Raw genomic sequence first — 17,027 nt, forward strand, 5'->3', positions numbered from 1 at the left:
CAGCCCCTCTTTCCCTCCAGTCAAACACCTCAAGGAAAAAATCCAGATGGCAGCCAAAGAAGTCAAATTCTCGGTTGAGGCGCGCGACAAGATGCTGCGCGGCGTCGACATCCTCGCCAACGCGGTGAAGGTCACGCTCGGTCCGAAGGGCCGCAACGTCGTGCTCGACAAGTCGTTCGGCGCTCCCCGCATCACCAAGGACGGCGTCACCGTCGCCAAGGAGATCGAGCTCGAGGACAAGTTCGAGAACATGGGCGCACAGATGGTGCGCGAAGTCGCCTCCAAGTCCGCTGACGCGGCCGGCGACGGCACCACCACCGCCACCGTGCTCGCGGCCGCGATCGTGAAGGAAGGCGCCAAGTCGGTCGCCGCCGGCATGAACCCGATGGACCTCAAGCGCGGTATCGACCTCGCGGTCGAAGCCGTCGTTGCGGACCTCCAGAAGAACTCCAAGAAGGTCACCTCGAACGACGAGATCGCCCAGGTCGGCACCATCTCGGCCAACGGCGATGCCGAAATCGGCAAGTTCCTCTCCGACGCCATGAAGAAGGTCGGCAACGAGGGTGTCATCACCGTCGAGGAAGCCAAGTCGCTCGAGACCGAGCTCGACGTCGTCGAGGGCATGCAGTTCGACCGCGGCTACATCTCGCCCTACTTCGTCACCAACGCCGACAAGATGCGCGTTGAGATGGACGACGCCTACATCCTGATCAACGAGAAGAAGCTCTCCTCGCTGAACGAGCTGCTCCCGCTGCTCGAGGCCGTGGTGCAGACCGGCAAGCCGCTGGTCATCGTCGCCGAGGACGTCGAAGGCGAGGCTTTGGCCACGCTCGTTGTGAACCGTCTGCGCGGTGGTCTGAAGGTCGCGGCCGTCAAGGCTCCGGGCTTCGGCGATCGCCGCAAGGCCATGCTGCAGGACATCGCGATCCTGACCGGCGGCCAGGCGATCTCGGAAGATCTCGGCATCAAGCTCGAGAACGTCACGCTCAACATGCTCGGTCGCGCCAAGAAGGTGATGATCGACAAGGAGAACACCACGATCGTCAACGGCGCCGGCAAGAAGGCCGACATCGAGGCGCGCGTGGCCCAGATCAAGGCGCAGATCGAGGAAACCACCTCGGACTACGACCGTGAGAAGCTCCAGGAGCGTCTCGCCAAGCTCGCTGGCGGCGTCGCGGTGATCCGCGTCGGCGGCGCGACCGAGGTCGAGGTGAAGGAGCGCAAGGATCGCGTTGATGACGCGATGCATGCGACCCGCGCAGCGGTCGAGGAAGGCATCGTCCCGGGCGGCGGCGTCGCCCTGCTCCGTGCCTCCGAGCAGCTCAAGGGCCTGCGCACCAAGAACGACGACCAGAAGACCGGCGTCGAGATCGTGCGCAAGGCGCTCTCCGCGCCCGCTCGCCAGATCGCGATCAACGCCGGTGAAGACGGCTCGGTGATCGTCGGCAAGATCCTGGAGAACAAGACCTACGCTTACGGCTTCGACTCCCAGACCGGCGAGTACGGCAACCTCGTCACCAAGGGCATCATCGACCCGACCAAGGTGGTCCGTACCGCGATCCAGAACGCAGCCTCGGTTGCGGCCCTGCTGATCACCACGGAAGCCATGGTCGCCGAGCTGCCCAAGAAGGGCGGCGCCGGTCCCGCGATGCCCCCGGGCGGCGGCATGGGCGGCATGGACTTCTAAGGTCCGGCCTTCAAGCAAACGACGAAATGCGAAACCCCGGCAGCAATGCCGGGGTTTTTGTTTGGGTGGCAGCGCTCTCTCCACCCGTCGTTCACTGGCGCGCTACTCGCCGCCCCGGAATGACGGCTACCCCACCTTCCCCATCCGCTCCGGGCGCAGCTCGCCTCTGGAATCGAGCGACCAGAAGATCCGCGTCACCTTGCCGACGAGATTGTCCATCGGGACGAAGCCCATCACCGACTTGAAGCGGCTGTCGGTCGAATTGTCGCGGTTGTCGCCGAGCGCGAAGAAATGGCCTGGGGGCACGATGTAGACGTCGGTGTTGTCGACAAAACCGTTGTCGACGCAGTCGTAGGTGATGTAGCTCGCGCCGCTCGGCATCGTCTCGCGCCAGCGCTTGACCTTTGCGCCGACCTCGCCGCCGCAGGCGGAGCCGGCGGACACTTCCTTCAGGGCGGCGCGCGTCACCGGCTTGTCGTTGAGGAAGAGCTGCCCCTGTCGCATCTGGATGCGATCGCCGGGCAGTCCGACCACCCGCTTCACATAGTCGAGAGAAGTGTCCTTCGGCGACCGGAATACGACGACGTCGCCATAGGCGGGATCAGCGGCCTGGAAACGCCCCGAGATGAATGACGGCGCGAAGGGAAACGAATAGCGGCCGTAGCCGTAGGCATATTTTGCGGCGAAGACGTAGTCGCCAACCGCCAGCGTCGGCATCATCGAGCCGGACGGGATGTTGAACGGCTGATACAGGAAGATGCGAAACAGAAAGGGTGGCGACCACAGCACAGGCACGAGCAGGATCAGGATGACGATCGCCTTCCATTCGCTCGATCTGGCCTTCGGCGGGATGGTGTTCTCAAGAGCGGTCATCGCCTGTCTTGCCCAACAAGGTTGCGCCCAGAGACTAGCGCAAGCGGTGATGCGCGCAATCCCGGTGTGCTCTGTGGTTTGGTCGCGCGGGCGCGGTCACACGTTCGACACAAGCGACGATGCGAAGAATAGATGAAGGGCCGCCCGTGGGCGGCCCTCCGGTTTCACGCGCTCTCGGGCGCCTTCAGGCGCACGAGCCGGGTCAGGAGGGCATCGAGGCCCTCGCCGTTGCCGGCGTGGAGATCGATGCGGCCGACCTTTTCGACCAGCCGCTCCAGCGACTCCAGCTCCTTGAGCCGAAGCAGCAGGGGGTTCTCCTCCATCAGGCGGGCGGTGTTCAGGAGCGACCGCGTCGCCGCCGTCTCCTCCTGCCGGCGGATCAGGTTCGCCTTCGCGACCCGCTCCGCCTCCACCACCTTGTTCACCAGCTCCCGGATCTCGCCGGGCAGGATCACGTCCTTGACGCCGAGCTCGGTCACCTCGACACCGGACTCCGCGAGACGTGCACGCACATAGTCACGCAGCTCCGCATCCAGCGCCGCCTTCGCAGACAGCACCTCGTCCAGCGTCCGGCCCGCGACCGCTTCGCGGATCGCGAACTGCACCAGTCGGTACAGCCACGCATCCACATCGGGCACGGTGGCAACCGTGCGCTCGGGATCGACCACCCGGCGGAACGCCGTCAGCGTCACCCGCAGCGCGATGCGATCCTTGGTCAGCATCTCCTGCGCGGTGATCTCGACCGCCTGGGGCCGCAGGTCGAGGCGCTTCACCTCGATCTTGCGGCCGACGGTCCAGAACGCGTGCCGGCCGGGCGCGAGCCGCTCCACGAGCCGGCCCTCGACATAGAGCAGGCCCGCCTCGTGGTTCTCGACCACCACTTCCGTCGAGACGGTCGAACGGTTGCGCTCGATCATGGTCAGGTGCCGTGCGCCGATCCGAGGATCGCTCGACACATCGATGCGCTCGACATCGATGCGGGCCGCGACCTTCCAGTAGACGCGCACCTGCCAGGGCGTCATCAGATGCACGGGCCGGCCGTCGAGGCTGACGATGGCGACCTCGTCGGCCTTGGTCTCGACCGCCTCAAACAGCTCGGCGGCAAGATCGGGCCGCGCCGCCTTCAGCACTGCGTAGCGATCCGCGGGGAATTCGGTACCCACCACGTTGTACACGACGGCCGTCAGCTCGTTGCGCAGATCGAACAGGCGATGCCGCCCGGGCGCGAGCACGCGCTCGAGCTGGCCGTTTCGCGTCAGTAGCGCGCGCTCACCGTCCTTCACGGTGATTGTGGTCGTCAGCCAATGCCAGGTCTTATGCGAAGTCATGGCACGTCTCCATCGTTTGTGTCCGGCCGGATGCCGGACAACAGGTTTCGTTGGCAAAGGACGTGAGGACGCGGACGACGCTTCCTGAAAAATCGGCGGGCCGTGGCTTGAGCTTGCGCGATGACGGGCGCACGCGCGCGATCGCGCGACAAAAGTCGCGCGGCCGAGCGGAGCCACCCGGCATCAGCGCAAGCGGTATCCACCGCGGCGCGAAGCCGGTCTCACAGTGTCGTTGTTCGGACGAAAGCCTTTTGGGCAATGCGGCCGGACGGCGACTGAAGCGCGCGTCCGGTCCCCTTCAGAGGTATCAGCTTTTCAGGCTGAAACGGAGCGCTGGAGCGGGATTCGAACCCGCGTCACGATGATTAACAGTCATCTGCTCTACCAAACTGAGCTATCCTTTGTGCAAGAGACCGGAATCGAACCGATGCCTTCGGGTGTTCAGCCCGACGCTCTCCATGAGCTACATCCTGCGTTTGCCCTTCATTCGGCGGAACACGAAACCGGAGACCGGCCCGCGCCAGTCGGGATCTCAACGAGCCCGAACCCATGGCCGAAGCGAAGGAGCGGGCTAATAGACGAAGCACGTTCGGGTTGCAAGAGGGGTATCGAAAGATTTTTCGTTTGTCATTCCGGGGCGCGGCAAAGCCGCGAGCCCGGAATCCATAACCACAGGCTTTAGTTGGAAATACCGTTGTAGAGATCATCCCAATTTGGATTCTGTTCATCGATCAATCGCGTCTTCCAATCGCGCCGCCATTTCTTGAGCTCTTTCTCTCGAACGATCGCGCTTGTGGGGTCATCGAAAGTCTCAAACAAGACCAGCTTGTCGACTCCGTATCGCTTGGTGAATCCCGGGACGACCTTAGTCTTGTGTTCGTGGACGCGTCGAACGAGGTCGCTCGTTACACCAATGTACAGGGTGCCGTATTTCTTACTTGCCAGGATGTAGACGTAGTACGCCATTCCATCGGCCTGTGGTTATGGATTCCGGGCTCGTCGCTTCGCGCCGCCCCGGAATGACAACCGAATGTTAGGATCAAGCGGAGAACAGATCAACCAAAAGCTGCAATCGCAATCTTACACTCGTCACACCGCGACATCGCGTCACTCGCGCGACATCTCCTGGAAACACGCCCTCACCCAGTCGATCGTCACGCGGGTTGCGGCGTCGCGTTTGAGGTGGTTTTGCACGAGCAGCCAGGCGTCGCGCCGTTTCGGCAGCAGTGTGGCGCGCAGGCGGCGATCGCCGAGCAGATCCGCGCAACTATACTCCGGCAACACGCCGGCGGCCTGATGCGCGCGGATCAGGTTACGGATGACGCGAACGTTGTCGGTGACGCAGCGCGCGCGGGCCTTCTTCGTGCGCAGGAATTGCATCTCGGGAATGGCACCGAGTTCGTCAGGATAGGCGGACAGCATCGGCTCGCCCTCGGTCGTAACAGGCTCGAAATAATAGAGCTTGATGTCGCCGAGCTTCGAGATCGCAAAGTCACCCTTGTCGGGCTTGCGCAGGCGGATGGCTAGATCGGCCTCCCACCGCGAGAACTTCACGTTCTCGCTCGAGGTGAGGAATTGCAGCGTCAGACCGGGATTGGCGCGCAGGAAGTCGCTCGCGCGCGGCGACAGCACCTCCTCGGCGACCGTGTTGGTGGAGGCGATGCGCAGGCGTCCCACCGGACCTGCCAGGCTCTCACCGACGCGACCGATCTCGGTGGCATGTGCGGCCATGGCCTCGACATGCGCCAGCACCGCCTCGCAACTCCGCGTCGGCTTGCGGACGCCGTCGGCGGCCTCGAACAGACGCAAACCGAGTGCACGCTCGATGCGCGACAGCCTGCGTCCGACCGTGGTCTCGTCGATGCGCAGCCGCACGCTGGCCCCGGCATAGGTGCCCTCGTCCCTGACGGCAGCGATGATGCGCAGATCGTCCCAGTTCATTGCGCGAGGTTATACCGGCCGGGAGCAGCCTGCAATATCGCAGCCATCGGCTGCAATATTCCTGCATATCGGCAGGCGCTCCCGGGACTATGTTTGTCGAGCCTTTTGCTCCGGAGACTTCCAGACCATGACGACCGCAAAGACCCTGCTGCAGCTCGCCGGTGCCGATCTCAACCCGCCGCGTCTTGGCGACGCCGCGCTGGTGCTGATCGATATCCAGAACGAATATCTCGCAGGCCCCCTCGCTTTGCCCGACGCCCGGCCCGCAATCGCGCAGGCGGCTGCGCTCCTGGCACGCGCACGCGAGAGCGGAGCCGCGATCATCCATATCGCCCATCGCGGCAAGGCCGGCAGCCTGTTCGATCGCGGCGCCGACCGCGGCGCCATCGTCGCCGAACTCACACCGCGCGCCGGCGAGCTGGTGATCGAGAAGGAGCTGCCCAATGCGTTTGCCGGCACCGATCTGCAGGCGCGCCTTGCCGCAACCGACAGGAAGAACATCGTGCTGGCCGGCTTCATGACGCATATGTGCGTCTCCTCCACCGCCCGCGCCGCGCTCGACCTCGGCTTTCGCACCACGATCGACGCCGATGCCTGCGCCACGCGCGACCTGCCCGACGGGCGCGGCGGCACGCTGGACGCCCGAACCATCCACGAGGTTGCGCTCGCCGAATTGTCGGATCGCTTCGCGATCATCGCGCGCGGCGATGCGCTGAAATAACGGAGCAACGCGATGCTGCAACTCTATTTCTCGCCAATGGCCTGCTCGCTCGCGAGCCGCATCGCGCTGATGGAAGCCGGCCTCGATGCGCGCTATCATCAGGTGCATCTCTCGACCAAGACGATCGCGGACGACGACGGCGATTTTCGCGGCATCTCGCCGAAGGGCGCGGTGCCGGTCCTGGTGCTGGAGAACGGCGAGCGGCTGACGGAAAGCGCCGCGGTGCTGCAATACATCGCCGACCTGAACCCTGAGCGCGGCCTTGCACCGCCGCCTGGCGATACAGATCGGTACCGGCTGCAGGAATGGCTGAGCTTCATCGGCACCGAGATTCACAAGGCGTTCCTGTTTCCGACCTTCTGGTACAAGGACGACGGCTCGCTCGCCAAGCCGCGAGCACGGATCGCACAGACATTGTCGGTGCCGTCAGCCCATCTCGCGGGCCACGAATTCCTCGTTGGTCAACGCTTCACGGTTGCGGATGCGCATCTCACCTGGGCCTTGCTGCTGCTTCGTCCCGCAGGTGTCGACGTCGCGCAATGGCCGTCTTTGTCGGCCTATCTCGAACGTATGCAGGCGCGGCCCGTCGTCCGGGACGCGATCGCGATCGAGATGGCGTTGCGCAAGACCGTGACGGCTTGAGCGCGCCTCACTCCACCCGCGCCAGCACCGCGAGCTTGCGGATGCCCTTGTTGCGATAGGCGTCGAGGAACGCGTTATAGTCCTTGAACGACACGCAGCCGTTGGAATCGCCGTTCGGCCCGAGCATGAAGGTGTGGGCGAGCAGGCCGTCGCGGCCGTAGATCGCATTCTCGCCGCCGATCGGGGTCAGACGCAACGCCGGCACGCCGTGGAACAGCGCTTCGCGCGGCTTCAGATTGTAGATGTGCGGCGGCGTCACGCCGCGCATGCGGGTGCGCTGCGAGCGCGGATCGTCGAGGTTGGAGCCGAGGCCGGAATGCGCCTCGAGCTTGGTGCCATCGGGCAGATAAACTGTCTTGGCGGTGATGTCGTAGACCGCAGTGTCGCGCTCATAGGGCGGCGCACCGCCGAACATCGGATTCTGCTCCTTCGGCGCGATCGCCGAGGTCACGCTGGCATCCGCCGAAGCATAGGCGAGCAAGCCGCCGGACGGCTCGCGCTTGCCCCAGAGCTTCTCCACCATCGACTGGCGCGGACCGGTGATCGACAGCACCGCGGCCTTGGCGCGATCGGCAAAGGACTTTGGCTTCGCTTCAAGCGCCGGCACGATCTGGGCCGGATCGGCCGAAGCGAGCTGCACCGGGACATCAGCGCGCTTGGTCTTCGCGGCGTCTGCGATCTTCTCGACGACCTTGGCCGGGCTCTTCAGCACTTCCGCGACCCTGGCGACCACGGTCGGCTTCACGGGTTCTTTGGCTTCGGCGACCGTCGTCGCGGGCGCCGCGCTCGCCGCATTCGACTCGACGCCCTGCGTCGCTGCCGCGGCAAAGCGCTCGTTGAACATCTCGCGTGAAATCGGTGCCGCCACCTGCAGCCGGTCGGGCAGCAGCGCAAAGGTTTCCCGGATGGCCTCGCCTGCCTTGCGCAGCGCGACCTTGGGCTTGACCACGGGCTCGTCGTAGCCGGAGCTGCCGACGGTCGGATAGACGCTGGCGGCGAAGATGTTGTTGTAGACGGTCCAGCCAGCAAGCACGACGCAGCCGATCACGGCGGCGCCAAGCACGTTTTGGGTGGTCATTTTCCGGGAAGACTTCCGATGAGAATGCTTATTCGGATTTTTGGGCTTCCGTGCCGCGTAACTTTGCGCAGCGATACTCGTACTCATTCGCCTTGCGTCCAGGACGGTGTCACTCAGTCCCCCTTCGAAGTGCCGCTGGTCACGATCCGGAACCAGCATCTCGCAGAGGGTCGGAGCGTCATTAAGGCGACTTTTAGTTAAATGCGGATTAAGTTCGGGCAGATGTACGGCAAGTCGTTAACGCTGTGCCATTTCGAGAAAAAAGTCCGCAGAACTACGGACTTAGGCGAATCTGTTAACCATAATTCTCGGCCGGTTCGGCACGGTCGGCGGACGTCTCCGGCCGCCTCTCTAGACGCACCAACCAAGTCGTTTTCGTGGTCATCAATATCCGGAAGATAGCGGGGAAACGTTGCGCGAGGCTGGTGCGGTCAGCTGCCGATGTCAGCAGAGCGGCAGCACACACACATCACACATCGCGCGACGATCGCTCAGGCGACACGGCCCGCCTTGACCGAAAGTTGATCGCGCCGGTCTGGAAATGGCCGTGCTGAGAAAATAGCTACGACCGCGGCAGTTTTCGGCAGCCTCTGTGCGTGATACGGTATCGTATCAACATCGCCTCGAACTGTGCCGAGCACGCAAACGGAGGCTGGCATGAGAGGGTTTTCGCGCGCCGGGTTTTGCGCCCTGGCGTGGTCATTTGTGTCGATCGGATCTGCAACTGCACAGCCTGCCGCCAATGCGGGCTGCACGGCGTCGCCGTCGGCCGCAGGGACACAGACCTGGCGCTGCGACAACGGCATCACGATCGTTGCCGAAAGCGGCGCCCGATTTGAACTAAACGACGCCAACCGCGACGGACATATTGACTCCGTGGAGTTGAGCAGCAAAGCGCTGCTGGTCGAAGTGCCCAAGAAGCCCGGCGGCCATCCCTTCAAGGTGCTGACGCCGCAAGCAATCGCCGCCGTGCGCGGCACCAAATGGGCGGTCGATGTCGCCGAGGCCAAAACCTCCGTGTTTGTCGCCAACGGCCGTGTCGGCGTGACCCGCAGAGCGGCGCGTGGACGCGGCGTCGTGCTGGGAGCCGGCGAAGGTGTCGACGTGGAAGCGACCGGTCCATTGACCGTCAAGACATGGGGTCAGCCGCGCGTCGACGCGCTGATGGCAAGGCTCGGTCAATAAGGCTGGGTCAATAAGCTCGGTCAACGCGACCTGCTCAGGCAGGCCCGACAACAAAAAGAAGATTGCAGCACGACGGAATGAAGAGACGCGTTCAAATTCTGGTGGCACTTGTCCTCACCGCGCTGTGGGGCGCGGGCATCTATGCCGGCCACGCCAACGGTCAATTGCGCTTTCTCGACAGGCTCGAGGCGACGCTGACGGATTGGCGAACGCAGGTCCGCGGCGTGCAAGCTCCGCCCGACCTCGTCACCATCGTCGCCATCGACGACACCGTGGTGAAACGCGGCGGCAGCTACCCGCTGCCGCGCGCCGATCTCGCCCGCGTGGTCGACACCATCGTGCAGTTCAAGCCGAAGGTCGTCGCGATCGACCTGCTGCTGGTCGACCGCAGCGCCGCGATCGGCGACGCCACGCTGGCCCATACGCTCGCCACCGGTCCCGTGGTGCTCGCGGCCGCCGCGATCTTCCCGAGCGCGAGCGAGACCGTCGCACCCGGCAGCACCGGGCCGCTCGCCGCCCTGCCCCCGGCCGAGCGCTTCCTGCTGCCATTGCCGGGGTTCGCCGAACACGCCGATGTCGGAATCGTCAACGTCGCGACCGGGCAATCCGGCTCGCCGCTCTCGGTGCCGATGTTGTTCCGGACAGACGACAAGGTCGAACTGTCGTTTCCGCTGCGGGTCGCAAGCCGCGCACTCGACAAGCCACTGACGATCGCGCCCGATCATCTCATGCTCGGCGATCGCGCCGTGCCGACCGACACCGACTTTGCGCTGCCGATCACCTATTACGGCCCGCGCCGCACCATCCGCACCGTGAGCGCGCAGAGCATTTTCGACGGCACGCTCGACCGCAAGGCGATCGAGAACCGGATCGTCGTGATCGGCGCCGCTGTTGCCGGCGGCGGCGACTTCTTCCCGACGCCGTTCGATTCCCTGATGCCCGGCGTCGAGGTGGTCTCGACCGCGATCACACATCTCGTCGCCGGCGACAACATCGTGCGCGACCGCAAGGTTCACATCGCCGATGCGCTCATCGCGGTCCTGCTGCCGATGCTGCTGGTGGGTCTGCTGGCCTGGCGCCGGAGCGCGCTCGGCTTCGTCGTGGCAGCCGCGGCGTTGGTCGCCTGGGCCGGGCTCAATCTGTTCGCGTTCACGCACGGCGTCTGGCTCGATGCCGCGACCACGCTCGCGGCCGCGGTGCCGCCGGTCGCGGTGTTCGTCGGCGTGCAATTGTGGGCCGGAGGCCGCCGCACACAATATCTCGCCGCCAAGAGCCGATCGCTGGCGCAATTCCAGGCGCCGGCCGTTCAGGAGTGGCTGGCACGCGATCCCAATTTCCTGGCGAAGCCCGTCCGGCAGGATGCGGCCATCGTCTTCATCGATCTCTCCAATTTCACCGCATTGAGCCAGCGGATCGATCCGGACGAACTCCAGGACATCCTGCAAGCGTTCCACGCGCTGATCGACCGGGCCGCGGTCGATTGCGGCGGCATGATCACGAGCCTTCTCGGCGACGGCGCCATGATCCTGTTCGGCCTGCCGAGCGCGATGCCGGATGACGCAGCGCGTGCGCTGAAATGTGCGATCGACCTGCATCGCGGCGTCGAGCGCTGGATCGCATCACTGCCATCCGCGATCGGCGGCCGGCTCGGGTTCAAGATCGGGGCGCATTTCGGCCCGATCGTCGCATCCCGTCTCGGCAAGAGCCACCAGCACATCACGGCAAACGGCGACACCGTCAATCTCGCGAGCCGGCTGATGGAAGTCGCCGCGCACAACGGTGCGCGGCTCGCATTGACGGACGCACTGCTCGATGCGGCCGACTTTCACGGGGCGCCCGACGGCGTCCTGTCGGGCCCCCTGCTCACGCAGATCCGTGGCCGCTCCGGCGTCGTGACCGTCTGGTTCTGGCGCGACCAGGACAGGCCGAGCCAGGCCGCGGCCAAGGTCGAGATGATCGACTGAATAAACCGCCGCTAGTCGCCCAAAACTCCGCCGTCGTCCCGGCGAAGGCCGGGACCCATAACCACAGGGAGAGCTTTGGCGAAGACTGGCAGTAAACAGTCTTCAGCCGGTACTAGCACCAGCGCTCATGGATAAATCACGCGGTATGGGTCCCGGCCTCCGCCGGGACGACAGCACAATTGACTGCGACTAAGCCTTGCGCCTCAGCACGCCCAGGCCGCCCAGCTTGCCGCGCGACATCAACTCGCGGTAACTGTCGTTGAGGAGGATCTCGTCGACCTCGTCCGAGATCAGCTTCGCTTCGGCCTCGGTCATGACGTTGGACGTGAACGAGCCGCCCACCTTCATGGCGTTGAGCACATCCTTGACCAGCGGCGCGCCGTTGGACGGGATCTCCGGCGGCTGCCAATCGAGATCCTCGATCACGAACAAGCCGCCCGGCTTCAGCGAGGGAAACAGCACGCCGAGCGTCAGGTGCTGGTGCACCGAGGCGTGAGAACCGTCATCGATGATGATGTCCAGCGGCTTTTCCTTGGCTGCAAGCTGCTCCAGCATGCCGCGATCGCCCTGATCGACGCGATGGATCCTGACCCGCGGATGGGAGAACCAGCTGAAATCCTCGATGTCAGCGCCGATGACTTCGGCATTCGGGAAGTAGTCCAGCCACATCTGCAGCGACGGCACTTGATCCTGGGTCCAGCCTTCGAGCCGCCCCCTGCACGGACCGATTTCCAGGATGCGAATGGGTTCGAGGGCCTTCGATCGGAACAGCTCGTGATAGATTCGCGTGTAGTGATGGGCAAGGTGGCCCTTGTAGACCGCGCCCTTGTCGGAGTCATATTTCGCTGCAAGCTGCGTCAACCAGTTCGGCTCGAGCACCAGCTTCTTGAGATAGCCCGCCACGCTCTGCTCGGGGACCGCATCGAAGCGCAGCCCCCTCTCGGCCCACATTTTTCCCCAGAGATGGACGCCCGTCACACGGGGATCGTTCAACAGATCGAAGCCGGCCCGGCCTTCGGCGGCAAACAAATCCACTTCACGCCAGTCGATCGCGTTGAAGGTTGTCGGCGGCAGAATCGAGGATTGGAGCTCCTCGTCGCCTGCCACGAGCAAATATTCGCTCAGCAGCAACGGCCCCACCGCACCGTATTCGACGCGCTTTTCGCTGAACAGCCGCTGCAGGGACAGGGCATACAGATTGGCCATGTGAAGCGAGCCCTTGGGCGCGCGCATCACGTCGCCGACGCAAACATGCCCGTTCTCGACTCCCGACCATTGCGCCGAAAACACGTGCTCTCTGCCGAAATCCAGGGGTTTCACGAGCACGATGTCCGTATCGAGCCACCAGCCGCCGAATTCATGAAGGACGGCATAGCGGAAGATGTCGCTGAAGTAGCGGATATCGCTGTCCAGGACGGCATGCTGGTAGATCGAGCCCGGCACGACGTTTCCGGCATCGACCACCATGACCCCGGGCGGCACACGTGCCTGCATGGCATCGACATTGTCGTAAGTGTACAGCTTCACCGGATGGCCCTGGCGGACCATCGACTGAAGCGAGAGACGCGACATCTCGCCCAGCGGAGCCATCGACCAGAAGCAATGGATGGGATCGCGGGCCTCGCCCGGCGCCGAGCGGCTCTGAAGATGAGCGTTGAACTGCTCCGTCAGGGCGTTCCAGCCATTGCGCGGAACAGAACGGCACTCCGCAAGGAACGGCAATTGTTGATACGCCCGCGCGATCAAGGAGCAAAGGCTGGCCTGGTTGACATGCCCCGCCCTGTTCAGGGCGTGGCCGTAGTTCTCCCATATCGACGGATCCACGGGATCGAGCTCGATCGCGCGCTGAAACGCCTCGAGCGCCGGCTCCTGGAGCCCCTTGCCTTGCAGGGCCGTCCCGAACGTCGCGAGATAGGTCGCCTTCATCTCGTTCGTGAGAGCACGTCCGGCCCAGTGGATGGCGGCATCGTAATTCCCGTTGAGCAGCGACACACCGGCCATCAGGTGAAGCAAGCCGGCATGGTTCTCGTCTGCGGCCAGCCCTTCCCGGCAACGAGCAACGGCTTGGTCAAGCTCGCCCGATTTCAGGTGTCGAAGGCAGATCTGGTAATACTCCTCCCGCGTCAGCGACGACGGCTGTCCCGAGATATCGTCCGCTCTTGCGAGAGTGCCGTCGTGGTAATTCATCGGGAACCTTCCGGATCATGGGAGCGCGCGCAGCAACCCGATTCCCAAGGTTTCGGGACGGTTGCCACTTCTCACTATCCCGTTTGTAGCTTGCTTGAAGCTTGACACCGCCTTCGCGTCACGGCGTTCGCGCGTGGCGAATCAAGGGGGTGATTGATATGCCTGCGGACCGTGCGTCCGATGGCGCATCGAATTTAGAGCGAACCCATGAACAGTCGATTGGATGTCCACGTCGCCGCCTATGAAGGCAAGAACATCTATGATTTCGACAACGAAATTTCGCTGACCTGGTATCCGAAACGCATCGCGCGCGTCGTCAAGAATCCCCGCGCCGTGCTGGATCTGGGACTGGGGCACGGGTTTGCAACCGAGATCTTTTCGGGCGGACCTGGCCGCCACGTGGTTCTTGAAGGATCTCCCGCGGTCATCGAAAATTTCAAGCTGAGATTTCCGGACAACAAAAGCGAGCTCGTCGAAACCTACTTCGAGGAGTTCGATACGGACGAAAGATTCGACCTTATCGTCATGGGGTTCGTCCTCGAGCACGTCGATGCCCCCCCTCTGATCCTGAAGCGATTCAGGAAGTTTCTCGCACCTGCGGGCAAACTTTTCGTGGCGGTCCCGAATGCCGAGGTCATGAACCGAAGGCTCGGGAATCTTGCCGGAATGCTGCCCGATATGCAGGCCCTTTCAGAGAACGACCTGATCCTGGGGCATCAGCGGTATTTTACGGTCAATTCACTCACTAGGTTGGTGAGCGACGCCGGCTACAAGATCGAGAAGATGGAGGGCATCTATCTCAAGCCCTTCTCGACAAGTCAGCTCCTGTCGTTAGATCTCGACACCAAGATCATCCAGGCCTTGTGCGAGATGGGCGTTGACTATCCGGAACTCTCCTGCGGGCTTCTCGCTCAGCTCACGCCGGACGACCAGGCGCGCTCATGAGAGTGTTGATCGTCGGGGGAACCTCTTCGCTAGCACAGGCGCTGATTCCGCTCCTTCGTGACCATTGCGAAGTGTTGACGGCTGGGCGCAGCGGCTGCGATGTCGAGCTGGACCTCCGTTCGCATCACATTCAGATTCCCGGCGACATCGACTGCGTCGTGAACATGGCCGCAGCTTTCGGAGGCAAGGAATTCCCCGACACCCTGCTCGCGATGGATGTCAACGTGCTTGGCCTGATGAGGCTCTGTCATGCCAGCGCAAAGGCCAACGCAAAACATGTCGTGCACATCTCCAGCATCTTTGCGGATCTCAACGGCGACTCGCCCTTCTTCGGAGCCTACTCACTTTCGAAGAGGCATTCCGAAGACGTTGCGCAATTCTGCGGCAGGGAGTTTCGGCTGCCGATCGCGGTGCTGAAGCCTTCCCGGATCTATGGTGTGGGGGAGAGCTTTCGAAAGCATCAGCCATTCCTGTATGCCATCATGGACAAGGCCCAGCGGAATGAGGACATAGACTTCTTCGGTTCGAATGACGCCTTGAGAAATTTCATTCATGCCCAGGACATGACGAACATCATCTCGGCCGTCATTTCGATGAAACTCGACGGCGTCTATCGCTGCGTGAACCCCGACAACGTCACCTATTCTCAAGTCGCGGCGGCGGCCATTTCCGCCTTTGAAAGCAAAAGCAAGGTCAGGTTCTTGCGGGACAGGCCCGACATTCCGAACAACGGCTTTGCTTGTGACGAGACACTGTTCCGGCTTGTCGACTATTTTCCCCGCATATCCACTGCGGAAGGAATGCAAATGGAAGCGGCTCACCGAAGGTTGGCGTCATGACGACAGTATTGGTTTCCGGCGCCGGCGGCATCGTCGGTTACGGAATCCTGCGCTCCCTCAAGATGTCGAACCGACCGATGACGCTCATCGGCACCTCAATCTATACCGACTCAGTCGCACTAGGGTTTTGCGACGTTTTTGAAGTCGTCCCGAGGACGGATGCGCCGGACTATCTCGATCGGCTTCTCGCGCTACTGCGCAAGCATCACGTCGACGTAGCGTTCCCCGGCATCGACGCCGACATGTACAAATGGGCGGATCACGTCGCCGACATGGAAGCAACCGGAACCAACGTCGTTCTCAATTCGCGTGAGCTGATTTCCAGATGCTCCGACAAATGGGCATTCTATGAACGGCAGCAGGAACTGATGCTGCCCTATGCGATCCCGAGCTATCTGGACATGGACTTCGCTTTTCTCAAAGAGAAATGCGGCCTGCCGTTCCTGCTGAAGCCTCGTCGGGGGTTTGGATCCAAAGGTATCGTGGTGGTCGAGACTGCGGAGCAGTTTGCGAAGATTGCTCCCGCGACAAAGTCGACGTTGATGGCGCAACCTATCGTCGGGCGAGATGACGAGGAGTTTACGGTGTCCGCATTTTGCGATGGCCATGGGGGCTATTCGGCCTCCATGGCGCTTCGGCGAAGACTCTCCAGGGAGGGATTCACGGAAAAGGCCGAGGTGGTCAATGAGGCCGACTTTTCCGAGGCCGTCCAGGATCTGTGCAGAGCATTTGCTCCGATTGGGCCAACCAATTTTCAGTTTCGCAAGACCGATCGCGGCCTGAAGCTGCTCGAGATCAACCCGCGGATTTCTTCGTCCACATCGATCCGCGCCGCCTTTGGATACAACGAGGCCAAGATGGCGGTTGAAATGGCCGTCGAGAAACGGATGCCTGTCCAACCGGACATCAAGCGTGGCAGAGCCGTCCGCTATACCGAGGATTTCATCTTCCATGAAAATAGCGTTCATCTCTGACATCCACGGAAATTTCGAGGCGCTGAAGGCGGTTCTCGCCGAGCTGGATCGCATGCGCGTCACCGATATCTTCTGCGTGGGCGACGTGGTCGGCTATTATTCCCAGGTGAACGAATGCTGCGACGAATTGAAACGGCGCGGCATCCCAAGCGTCATTGGCAATCATGACTGGTACCTGGGCTTCGGCGGTTTCTGCACCAGATCCAAGAGCGTGAACGAGTGTTTGGTCTATCAGAGGAAGGTCATCACGTCCGAAAACGTGAACTGGCTGAGGGCCTTTAACCTGCAAATGCAAATCGGGAATATTCAAGTCGTTCACGCCGGCTGGGGCGATCCGATCGACGAGTACCTCACCAACCCCAACGACGAATATTTCGCGCGCCTCTCCGGCGCCAATTTCGTCAGCGGCCATACTCACGTGCAAAGCATCCACCGCTTCGGCGACAAGACCTATTGCAATCCGGGGTCGGTCGGGCAGCCGCGCGACGGCGATCCACGGGCTGCGTTTGCGACTTTCGACGGCCAGAGCTTTGCGTTGCATCGTGTCGCGTACAACATGCAAAGGGTATTCGACCTGATGGAGGCCGCGGGTTTCCACGATTACTACTATGGCGGACTGAAGACCGGTGCGAGCCGGCTTCGACGGCTTGAGGATTGAGATTA

15 protein-coding genes and 2 tRNA genes are annotated in these 17,027 nt (G+C 62.7%); 9 read left to right on the forward strand and 8 right to left on the reverse strand.

What is annotated here, in order from left to right:
* Positions 1-46 precede the first annotated feature (46 nt).
* Positions 47-1,687 (forward strand): chaperonin GroEL, encoded by a 1,641-nt coding sequence (groL, locus tag ACP2YP_RS25855; protein WP_426419096.1) that lies wholly within the window; start codon positions 47-49, stop codon positions 1,685-1,687.
* Positions 1,688-1,813: 126 nt separating this feature from the next.
* On the opposite strand, the gene lepB is transcribed toward groL, so the two are convergent.
* The 6 genes from lepB to ACP2YP_RS25885 form a co-directional block, all read right to left on the reverse strand.
* Positions 1,814-2,560, reverse strand: a complete 747-nt coding sequence (gene lepB, locus ACP2YP_RS25860) for a signal peptidase I (RefSeq protein ID WP_426419097.1) — start codon at positions 2,558-2,560, stop codon at positions 1,814-1,816.
* 164 nt (positions 2,561-2,724) lie between these two features.
* The gene (locus ACP2YP_RS25865; RefSeq protein WP_426419098.1) at positions 2,725-3,888 is read right to left on the reverse strand and encodes an SPFH domain-containing protein; all 1,164 of its coding nucleotides are present in this window, start codon (positions 3,886-3,888) and stop codon (positions 2,725-2,727) included.
* A gap of 334 nt (positions 3,889-4,222) precedes the next feature.
* Positions 4,223-4,288: transfer RNA gene (locus tag ACP2YP_RS25870), tRNA-Asn, on the reverse strand.
* A gap of 4 nt (positions 4,289-4,292) precedes the next feature.
* Positions 4,293-4,362 (reverse strand) — tRNA-Phe (locus tag ACP2YP_RS25875).
* A gap of 204 nt (positions 4,363-4,566) precedes the next feature.
* Positions 4,567-4,854: a GIY-YIG nuclease family protein gene (locus ACP2YP_RS25880; protein ID WP_426419099.1), complete on the reverse strand. Its 288-nt coding sequence runs from the start codon at positions 4,852-4,854 to the stop codon at positions 4,567-4,569.
* A 141-nt stretch (positions 4,855-4,995) separates the two neighbouring features.
* On the reverse strand, positions 4,996-5,829 hold the full coding sequence (locus tag ACP2YP_RS25885) for a LysR family transcriptional regulator (protein WP_426419100.1): 834 nt from the start codon (positions 5,827-5,829) through the stop codon (positions 4,996-4,998).
* Between the two features lie 127 nt (positions 5,830-5,956).
* Here ACP2YP_RS25885 and ACP2YP_RS25890 point away from each other — a divergent pair, with 127 nt between their 5' ends.
* Together ACP2YP_RS25890 and ACP2YP_RS25895 are read left to right on the forward strand one after the other, a co-directional pair.
* Entirely contained in the window at positions 5,957-6,550 is a 594-nt protein-coding gene (locus tag ACP2YP_RS25890) for a cysteine hydrolase family protein (RefSeq protein ID WP_426419101.1), read from the forward strand.
* Between the two features lie 12 nt (positions 6,551-6,562).
* Positions 6,563-7,192 carry a glutathione binding-like protein gene (locus tag ACP2YP_RS25895; RefSeq protein ID WP_426419102.1) on the forward strand — a complete coding sequence of 210 codons (630 nt, stop codon included), beginning with the start codon at positions 6,563-6,565 and terminating at the stop codon, positions 7,190-7,192.
* Between the two features lie 7 nt (positions 7,193-7,199).
* Here the strand turns inward: ACP2YP_RS25895 and ACP2YP_RS25900 are convergent, their stop codons facing one another.
* On the reverse strand, positions 7,200-8,270 hold the full coding sequence (locus ACP2YP_RS25900; protein ID WP_426419103.1) for a DUF2778 domain-containing protein: 1,071 nt from the start codon (positions 8,268-8,270) through the stop codon (positions 7,200-7,202).
* A gap of 657 nt (positions 8,271-8,927) precedes the next feature.
* Between ACP2YP_RS25900 and ACP2YP_RS25905 the strand changes: the two genes are divergently transcribed.
* Together ACP2YP_RS25905 and ACP2YP_RS25910 are read left to right on the forward strand one after the other, a co-directional pair.
* Positions 8,928-9,455 carry a FecR domain-containing protein gene (locus ACP2YP_RS25905; RefSeq protein ID WP_426419104.1) on the forward strand — a complete coding sequence of 176 codons (528 nt, stop codon included), beginning with the start codon at positions 8,928-8,930 and terminating at the stop codon, positions 9,453-9,455.
* A 77-nt stretch (positions 9,456-9,532) separates the two neighbouring features.
* Entirely contained in the window at positions 9,533-11,419 is a 1,887-nt protein-coding gene (locus tag ACP2YP_RS25910; RefSeq protein ID WP_426419105.1) for a CHASE2 domain-containing protein, read from the forward strand.
* A 189-nt stretch (positions 11,420-11,608) separates the two neighbouring features.
* Here ACP2YP_RS25910 and ACP2YP_RS25915 read toward each other — a convergent pair whose 3' ends face one another.
* A complete protein-coding gene (locus tag ACP2YP_RS25915; RefSeq protein ID WP_426419106.1) occupies positions 11,609-13,606 on the reverse strand; it encodes a glycosyltransferase in 1,998 nt (665 codons plus the stop codon).
* A 219-nt stretch (positions 13,607-13,825) separates the two neighbouring features.
* Here ACP2YP_RS25915 and ACP2YP_RS25920 point away from each other — a divergent pair, with 219 nt between their 5' ends.
* The 4 genes from ACP2YP_RS25920 to ACP2YP_RS25935 are packed head-to-tail and all read left to right on the forward strand — an operon-like array spanning position 13,826 to position 17,022.
* Complete coding sequence (locus ACP2YP_RS25920) at positions 13,826-14,551, forward strand: class I SAM-dependent methyltransferase (protein ID WP_426419107.1); 726 nt, start codon at positions 13,826-13,828, stop codon at positions 14,549-14,551.
* Positions 14,548-15,390 carry an NAD-dependent epimerase/dehydratase family protein gene (locus tag ACP2YP_RS25925; protein ID WP_426419108.1) on the forward strand — a complete coding sequence of 281 codons (843 nt, stop codon included), beginning with the start codon at positions 14,548-14,550 and terminating at the stop codon, positions 15,388-15,390. Before ACP2YP_RS25920 ends, ACP2YP_RS25925 begins: the two co-directional genes overlap by 4 nt.
* A complete protein-coding gene (locus ACP2YP_RS25930) occupies positions 15,387-16,364 on the forward strand; it encodes an ATP-grasp domain-containing protein (RefSeq protein ID WP_426419109.1) in 978 nt (325 codons plus the stop codon). Before ACP2YP_RS25925 ends, ACP2YP_RS25930 begins: the two co-directional genes overlap by 4 nt.
* On the forward strand, positions 16,303-17,022 hold the full coding sequence (locus tag ACP2YP_RS25935; protein ID WP_426419110.1) for a metallophosphoesterase family protein: 720 nt from the start codon (positions 16,303-16,305) through the stop codon (positions 17,020-17,022). Before ACP2YP_RS25930 ends, ACP2YP_RS25935 begins: the two co-directional genes overlap by 62 nt.
* The last annotated feature ends 5 nt before the right edge of the window (positions 17,023-17,027 follow it).

It is taken from the genome of Bradyrhizobium genosp. A, assembly GCF_049949275.1.
Classification (GTDB): Bacteria; Pseudomonadota; Alphaproteobacteria; order Rhizobiales; family Xanthobacteraceae; genus Bradyrhizobium.

What these genes read in the sequence shown, in the direction of transcription:
- groL (WP_426419096.1), top strand. Translation starts at nt 47, where the DNA reads ATGGCAGCCAAAGAAGTCAAATTCTCGGTTGAGGCGCGCGACAAGATG.
- lepB (WP_426419097.1), bottom strand. Translation starts at nt 2,560, where the DNA reads ATGACCGCTCTTGAGAACACCATCCCGCCGAAGGCCAGATCGAGCGAA.
- ACP2YP_RS25865 (WP_426419098.1), bottom strand. Translation starts at nt 3,888, where the DNA reads ATGACTTCGCATAAGACCTGGCATTGGCTGACGACCACAATCACCGTG.
- ACP2YP_RS25880 (WP_426419099.1), bottom strand. Translation starts at nt 4,854, where the DNA reads ATGGCGTACTACGTCTACATCCTGGCAAGTAAGAAATACGGCACCCTG.
- ACP2YP_RS25885 (WP_426419100.1), bottom strand. Translation starts at nt 5,829, where the DNA reads ATGAACTGGGACGATCTGCGCATCATCGCTGCCGTCAGGGACGAGGGC.
- ACP2YP_RS25890 (WP_426419101.1), top strand. Translation starts at nt 5,957, where the DNA reads ATGACGACCGCAAAGACCCTGCTGCAGCTCGCCGGTGCCGATCTCAAC.
- ACP2YP_RS25895 (WP_426419102.1), top strand. Translation starts at nt 6,563, where the DNA reads ATGCTGCAACTCTATTTCTCGCCAATGGCCTGCTCGCTCGCGAGCCGC.
- ACP2YP_RS25900 (WP_426419103.1), bottom strand. Translation starts at nt 8,270, where the DNA reads ATGACCACCCAAAACGTGCTTGGCGCCGCCGTGATCGGCTGCGTCGTG.
- ACP2YP_RS25905 (WP_426419104.1), top strand. Translation starts at nt 8,928, where the DNA reads ATGAGAGGGTTTTCGCGCGCCGGGTTTTGCGCCCTGGCGTGGTCATTT.
- ACP2YP_RS25910 (WP_426419105.1), top strand. Translation starts at nt 9,533, where the DNA reads ATGAAGAGACGCGTTCAAATTCTGGTGGCACTTGTCCTCACCGCGCTG.
- ACP2YP_RS25915 (WP_426419106.1), bottom strand. Translation starts at nt 13,606, where the DNA reads ATGAATTACCACGACGGCACTCTCGCAAGAGCGGACGATATCTCGGGA.
- ACP2YP_RS25925 (WP_426419108.1), top strand. Translation starts at nt 14,548, where the DNA reads ATGAGAGTGTTGATCGTCGGGGGAACCTCTTCGCTAGCACAGGCGCTG.
- ACP2YP_RS25930 (WP_426419109.1), top strand. Translation starts at nt 15,387, where the DNA reads ATGACGACAGTATTGGTTTCCGGCGCCGGCGGCATCGTCGGTTACGGA.